The 6,066-nt window shown below is 54.2% G+C and carries 7 protein-coding genes; all 7 read right to left on the bottom strand.

Annotated features, from left to right (window positions below):
• Positions 1-262 precede the first annotated feature (262 nt).
• On the bottom strand, positions 263-1,327 hold the full coding sequence (gene hisC, locus NYR02_RS14920) for a histidinol-phosphate transaminase (RefSeq protein WP_260977149.1): 1,065 nt from the start codon (positions 1,325-1,327) through the stop codon (positions 263-265).
• 5 nt (positions 1,328-1,332) lie between these two features.
• Entirely contained in the window at positions 1,333-2,637 is a 1,305-nt protein-coding gene (gene hisD / locus NYR02_RS14915; RefSeq protein WP_260977148.1) for a histidinol dehydrogenase, read from the bottom strand.
• Between the two features lie 17 nt (positions 2,638-2,654).
• Positions 2,655-3,305: an ATP phosphoribosyltransferase gene (hisG, locus tag NYR02_RS14910; RefSeq protein ID WP_260977147.1), complete on the bottom strand. Its 651-nt coding sequence runs from the start codon at positions 3,303-3,305 to the stop codon at positions 2,655-2,657.
• A gap of 50 nt (positions 3,306-3,355) precedes the next feature.
• Positions 3,356-4,621 carry a UDP-N-acetylglucosamine 1-carboxyvinyltransferase gene (gene murA, locus NYR02_RS14905; RefSeq protein WP_260977146.1) on the bottom strand — a complete coding sequence of 422 codons (1,266 nt, stop codon included), beginning with the start codon at positions 4,619-4,621 and terminating at the stop codon, positions 3,356-3,358.
• An 11-nt stretch (positions 4,622-4,632) separates the two neighbouring features.
• Positions 4,633-4,866, bottom strand: a complete 234-nt coding sequence (locus NYR02_RS14900; RefSeq protein ID WP_145471025.1) for a BolA family protein — start codon at positions 4,864-4,866, stop codon at positions 4,633-4,635.
• A 156-nt stretch (positions 4,867-5,022) separates the two neighbouring features.
• Positions 5,023-5,328 carry an STAS domain-containing protein gene (locus NYR02_RS14895; protein WP_260977145.1) on the bottom strand — a complete coding sequence of 102 codons (306 nt, stop codon included), beginning with the start codon at positions 5,326-5,328 and terminating at the stop codon, positions 5,023-5,025.
• Between the two features lie 62 nt (positions 5,329-5,390).
• Complete coding sequence (locus tag NYR02_RS14890; protein WP_260977144.1) at positions 5,391-6,050, bottom strand: MlaC/ttg2D family ABC transporter substrate-binding protein; 660 nt, start codon at positions 6,048-6,050, stop codon at positions 5,391-5,393.
• Between the last annotated feature and the right edge of the window lie 16 nt (positions 6,051-6,066).

Here is a 6,066-nt window from a genome sequence, read left to right as displayed (position 1 = left end):
TCTGTCCGCAGGGATGCGGACAAGTGGCTCCGGCCATGGATGGCCGATGAGGCGCGCGGCCAGTAAATATCAAGGTTTCAAGGAATACGGCCCAGAAAGCGCGAAGCTGGGGTCGGCCCGCCGGCAAGGGGATAAGTTCCCCTGGGAGGCATTGGGCCTAGATGTTAAAAAATGCTGTTTTTGTCAGCTACGGTGCTGATTAAAAACTATGGGACAGCAGTGGGCGTTAAAGCCCGTTTTTTTATGTCCAACATTACCAGACTTACAGTCCTTTCAGCGCATCCAGCAGAATCTGGTTCTGCTCGTCCGTGCCGATAGTAATACGCAGGAACTGGGCAATACGTGGCGTTTTAAAATGACGCACAATAATGCCCTGCTCACGCAGCGCCGCAGCCAGTTCTCCGGCATCTTTTTGCGGATGACGGGCAAACACAAAGTTCGCGGCTGATGGCAGTACGTCAAAACCCAGCTGCTTAAGACTCGCCACAACATTATCGCGGCTGTCGATCACACGCTGACAGGTATCGTCAAAATATTCACGGTCATCGAAGGCTGCGGCCGCACCGGCAATCGCCATGCGATCGAGCGGATAGGAGTTAAAGCTGTTTTTAATACGCTCTAACGCTTCGATTAAATCCGGGTGGCCAACGGCAATACCCACACGCAGACCGGCCAGCGAACGTGACTTGGACAGCGTTTGTGTGACCAGCAGGTTCGGATACTGGTTGACCAGCGCAATAGCCGTTTCACCACCGAAGTCGATATAGGCTTCGTCGACCAGCACCACAGTATCGGTATTTTGCTTAAGCAGCTGTTCAATCGCGGCTAATGGCAGCAGACATCCTGTGGGCGCATTCGGATTTGGGAAAATAATGCCGCTGTTTTCTCCGGCTTTTTCGCGGGCGTAATCAGCAATATTAATCTGAAAGTTTTCGTCCAGCGGAATCTGTTTTGGCTCAATGCCGTACAGACCGCAGTACACAGGATAAAAGCTGTAGGTAATATCCGGAAATAACAGCGGCTTGCCGTGCTGGAATAAACCATGAAAGGCATGGGCCAGCACTTCATCAGAACCGTTACCAACAAATACCTGCGCCGTGCTGACGCCGTAATAATCAGCAACCGCCTGCTTAAGACGATCACCGTTCGGATCCGGATACAGACGCAGATCGTCATTCACTTCCGCCTGCATCGCCGCAATCGCCTTAGGCGACGGGCCGTACGGGTTTTCGTTGGTATTGAGCTTTACCAGCCGCGTCATTTTCGGCTGTTCACCCGGTACATAAGGCACCAGATCTTTTACAAACGGGCTCCAGAACTGACTCATTGATATCAGTCCTTAATACGGTATTCGGCACTGCGGGCGTGGGCAGTTAAAAACTCTCCACGGGCTAATACCGATGCTGTTTTACCCAGTTCAGAGGCGCCATCGGCCGAGCACATAATCAGCGACGAACGCTTCTGGAAATCGTACACGCCCAGAGGTGATGAGAATCGCGCGGTGCCGGAGGTCGGCAATACGTGGTTCGGACCGGCACAGTAATCGCCCAGCGCTTCTGCGGTGTAACGACCCATAAAGATCGCACCGGCATGACGGATGGCTGGCAGCCAGGCTTGCGGATCTTCTACCGATAATTCCAGGTGCTCCGGTGCAATGCGGTTGATGATGGCAATCGCATCGACATCGCTTTGTGCGTGAATCAGGGCACCACGTTCAGTCAGCGAGGTACGGATAATGTCGGCGCGTTCCATGGTTGGCAGCAGTTTATCGATGGAAGCTTTAACGGCATCGAGGAAGTCAGCATCGGTCGATACCAGAATCGATTGCGCGTCTTCATCGTGTTCTGCTTGGGAGAACAGATCCATCGCGATCCAGTCGGGATCGGTCTTGCCATCGCAGACCACCAGAATTTCCGACGGACCGGCGATCATATCGATACCAACCTGGCCAAACACCATACGTTTGGCAGTCGCCACATAGATGTTGCCCGGGCCAACGATTTTATCCACGCCCGGTACGGTTTCGGTACCGTACGCCAGCGCGGCAACCGCCTGCGCACCACCCACGGTAAATACGCGGCTGACGCCAGCAGCGGCTGCAGCAGCCAGTACCAGCTGGTTCAGTTCGCCATCGGGGGTTGGCACCACCATGATAATTTCCTGCACACCGGCAACGTGGGCCGGAATCGCATTCATCAGCACAGACGACGGATACGCCGCTTTACCACCGGGAACGTAAATGCCGACGCGATCCATCGGCGTTACTTTCTGGCCTAAAAGAGTACCGTCAGCTTCGGTATAGTCCCAGGAATCCTGTTTTTGCTTTTCGTGATAACTGCGTACACGCTCAGCCGCCAGCAGTAACGCTTCGCGGCGTTCGGCCGGTAATTCGTCCAGTGCCTTCTGCAATTGCTCCTGGCTCAGCTCCAGCTGCGCCATGGACGACACATTCATGCGGTCGAATTTATTGGTGTATTCAATTAATGCCGCATCGCCACGGGTACGGATATCAAACACGATGTCAGACACGGTTTTCTGCACCTGAGCATCAGACACCGCTTCCCACGACAGCAACGTATCCATCTGCTGCGCATAGTCCGGCTGGGCAGAACTGAAACGACGGATTTCGATAGTCATGATATTACTCCGGAAAATTAAACCTTGGCCTGGCGCTGGCGCTCTACTGCCGCCGCCATCTGATCAATGATGGGCTGAATCTGCGCATGCTTTACTTTCATGGCCGCGCGTCCGGCCACTAAACGTGAGCTGATCGGGGCAATTAAATCGCGCGCTTCCAGACCATTGGCCTTCAGGGTATTTCCGGTATCGACGATATCCACAATCATATCGGCCAGGCCCATGATCGGCGCCAGCTCCATACCACCGTACAATTTGATGATGTCCACCTGACGACCCTGCTCGGCAAAGTAACGCTTGGCGGTATTCACAAACTTGGTCGCGACTTTTAAGCGCCCCTGCGGCATCACGGCATCTTTAATCGCCGCCGTCATCAGACGGCAGGTGGCAATGTTCAGATCCAGCGGCTCGCACAGGTTGTTGCTGTCGTATTCCATCAGCACATCTTTACCGGCCACGCCCAGATCGGCAGCGCCGTATTCCACGTAGGTCGGTACGTCGGTGGCCCGGATGACCACCAGCTTAATATGCTCATGGTTGGTATCAAAAATCAGCTTACGACTCTTATGAATGTCTTCTGCCGGATGGATACCGGCTTCCGCCAGCAGGGGCAAAGTGTCATCCAGAATGCGCCCTTTCGACAGGGCAATGGTTAACGGCTGAGTCATCGTGTTGCTGATCCTCTCTTGTCTGTCAGCGATCCGGCAGGGCGTGCGTATCAGGCTGATACGCGACGGATATTGGCGCCCAGTTGCTGGAATTTTTCTTCAATACATTCGTAACCGCGGTCAATGTGATAGATGCGGTTTACATCGGTCGTGCCACTGGCCACCAGTGCGGCAATCACCAGCGAGGCGGATGCGCGCAGGTCGGTTGCCATCACCGGAGCACCCTGCAGGGTTGCACGACCGGTCACAATCGCGGTGTTACCTTCGACATGAATATCCGCACCCATACGCACCAGTTCCTGGGCGTGCATAAAGCGGTTTTCAAAGACGGTTTCAATCACGGTACCTGTACCTTCGGCAACCGCATTCAGCACCATAAACTGAGCCTGCATATCGGTTGGGAACGCAGGGTGTGGCGCGGTGCGGATATTCACCGCTTTCGGCCGTTTGCCGTGCATGTTCAGCTCAATCCAGTCCGGGCCGGTGGTGATTTCAGCACCGGCTTCTTCAAGCTTATGCAGTACCGCTTCCATAATTAACGGGTCGGTATCTTTGGTGCGTACCCGGCCACCGGTTACGGCGGCAGCAACCAGATAAGTACCGGTTTCGATCCGGTCCGGCAGTACATCGAATGAACAGCCGTAGAGTTTTTCCACGCCTTCAATCACCAGAGTGTCGGTACCGGCACCACTGATTTTCGCGCCCATGGCGTTCAGACAGTTCGCCAGGTCAACCACCTCGGGTTCACGCGCAGCGTTTTCGATGGTAACGGTGCCGTCAGCCAGCACCGCCGCCATCATGATGTTTTCCGTACCGGTTACGGTCACGGTATCGAGGAAAATATTGGCACCGTGCAAACGGCCGCCGGGCACGTGAGCTTTGATGTAACCGTCCAGCACTTCCACTTCTGCGCCCATGGCTTCCATACCGCGCAGGTGCAGGTCAACCGGACGGGAACCGATGGCACAGCCGCCTGGCAGCGACACTTCGGCTTCGCCGTAACGTGCCAGCAGCGGGCCCAGTACCAGAATGGAGGCACGCATGGTGCGCACCAGATCATATGGGGCAACACAGCTTTTAACGCCGGCACAGTCGGTTTCTACCGACATATCTTCATTAATAGCGACTTCCACACCCATGCAGCCTAACAGCTCCAGCATGGTGGTGATGTCGTGCAGGTGCGGCAGGTTACCCACCCGCATCACACCTTCGGCCAATAAGGTGGCCGCAAGAATAGGTAACGCTGAGTTTTTAGCGCCGGAGATACGGACATCACCGTCCAGACGCGCTCCACCCACAATTCGTAATTTATCCATAGGGGTTCTTATTATTCGGCTTTTTCAGCAGGCGTATAGGTACGAATGGTGACCGCATGAATACGACCATCCGCAATGTAAGGATTAAGCACACGATAAACAAACTGCTGACGTTTAACGGCATTCAGGCCATCAAACACATCACCAACTGCTTCAACTTCGTATTTGTAGCCGTCACCATCAACGTGCCAGCTCACTTCAGGGGATTCTGTTTGCAGAATTTGCAGAATTTCCGCCGGGGACATACCGCTTCACCACTCAGCTTGGGGGAAAACGCCCAATCATAGCGGATTTATGTGTCGGGGCGAAGTAAATGGCGGGAGCAATATGTAATGAAAAGAGGAAAGCGGGTAACAAATCACAAGCTGCCGACCCGCGTCAGCGGGTCAAAGAAACATCAATCAGGCCAGCAACGGCTCGAACAGCGCATCAAGATCGCTGATATCAATAATGGGCTTCATGTGTTCGGGCAGATTTTCAATATGAAAGCTCACATCTGCGGCGGTGGCACAGCGCAACCACTCCAGCAGTAACGCCACGCCGGCACTGGAAACATCGGTGACCGCTGCCATATTCAGCGTCCATTCACCCGCTGCCGCGCGGATCAGTTTTTCACCGGTCGGCAACACGCTGACAACGGTGGAAGCCAGCAGACTGCCGCTCAGTTCAGCGCGGTTATCATCAACACGGGTCAGCGACACGCTCATGGTTTGTCCTCATTCTGGCCAGGATCTGTTCACATCAGTAAACAGGCACTAAGTAACGGGCGTCAGACACCCGGGGCTTTTTTACGCAGCTTACGCCCCTGCTCTTGCAGGGATTCGATCCAGTCTTCAATGGCAACACCGATATTGCCATCGTTTTCCTGCACCATTTGCTCAAACTGTTCACCGAACAATTTGCCGACATTAATACCGTTTACGATGACGTTCTGCGCCATCCAGCGACGATCGCGGTGGTGAAAGTACATGCTTTGCGTCAGTGGAAAAACATGACCGCCGGCCGTCACGACTTCCAGATCCACGAGCGTATTGCGCAGGGTATTTTCCACCCCGACTTTCGGCGGCAACACACGGACTTCGTAGTCATTAAATTCGAGCAGACCGGTGGCGTAGGAACTGAGCAGACTGCGCTTGAAAGCACTGGCAAAACGTTTGCGCTGCTCCAGTGTCGCTTCGCGATAGTAGTTACCCATAATGCGCCGGGTCAGGCGCTGGAAATCGACCATCGGGCCTAGCACATCTTCCAGTTCCCAGAAAAACCGCGCCTGATCACTTTCGTAAATCGCGCGGTTTTTATGAATGGAAGCCATCACTTTTTCTGTGGTGCGCTTCACCATTTCATGGGCTTGCTCCGCCAGCTCTTCTGAGTCCGCAGCGTAAGCAACGGAGCCCAATGTCAACGACAGTAATACCAGCAGCCAACGCATGGCTAACTCCTTTTAA

The sequence above is a fragment of the Thalassolituus pacificus genome, assembly GCF_025318105.1.
GTDB classification, from domain to species: domain Bacteria; phylum Pseudomonadota; class Gammaproteobacteria; order Pseudomonadales; family Oceanobacteraceae; genus Venatoribacter; species Venatoribacter pacificus.
The sequence above is the reverse complement of the archived record's forward strand: the minus strand, read 5'-3'. Positions and strand labels throughout refer to the sequence as shown.

Bases quoted from the DNA above. Each gene is read 5' to 3' on its own strand.
- NYR02_RS14900 (WP_145471025.1), bottom strand. From the start codon at position 4,866: ATGTCCCCGGCGGAAATTCTGCAAATTCTGCAAACAGAATCCCCTGAA.
- hisD (WP_260977148.1), bottom strand. From the start codon at position 2,637: ATGACTATCGAAATCCGTCGTTTCAGTTCTGCCCAGCCGGACTATGCG.
- hisG (WP_260977147.1), bottom strand. From the start codon at position 3,305: ATGACTCAGCCGTTAACCATTGCCCTGTCGAAAGGGCGCATTCTGGAT.
- NYR02_RS14890 (WP_260977144.1), bottom strand. From the start codon at position 6,050: ATGCGTTGGCTGCTGGTATTACTGTCGTTGACATTGGGCTCCGTTGCT.
- hisC (WP_260977149.1), bottom strand. From the start codon at position 1,327: ATGAGTCAGTTCTGGAGCCCGTTTGTAAAAGATCTGGTGCCTTATGTA.
- murA (WP_260977146.1), bottom strand. From the start codon at position 4,621: ATGGATAAATTACGAATTGTGGGTGGAGCGCGTCTGGACGGTGATGTC.
- NYR02_RS14895 (WP_260977145.1), bottom strand. From the start codon at position 5,328: ATGAGCGTGTCGCTGACCCGTGTTGATGATAACCGCGCTGAACTGAGC.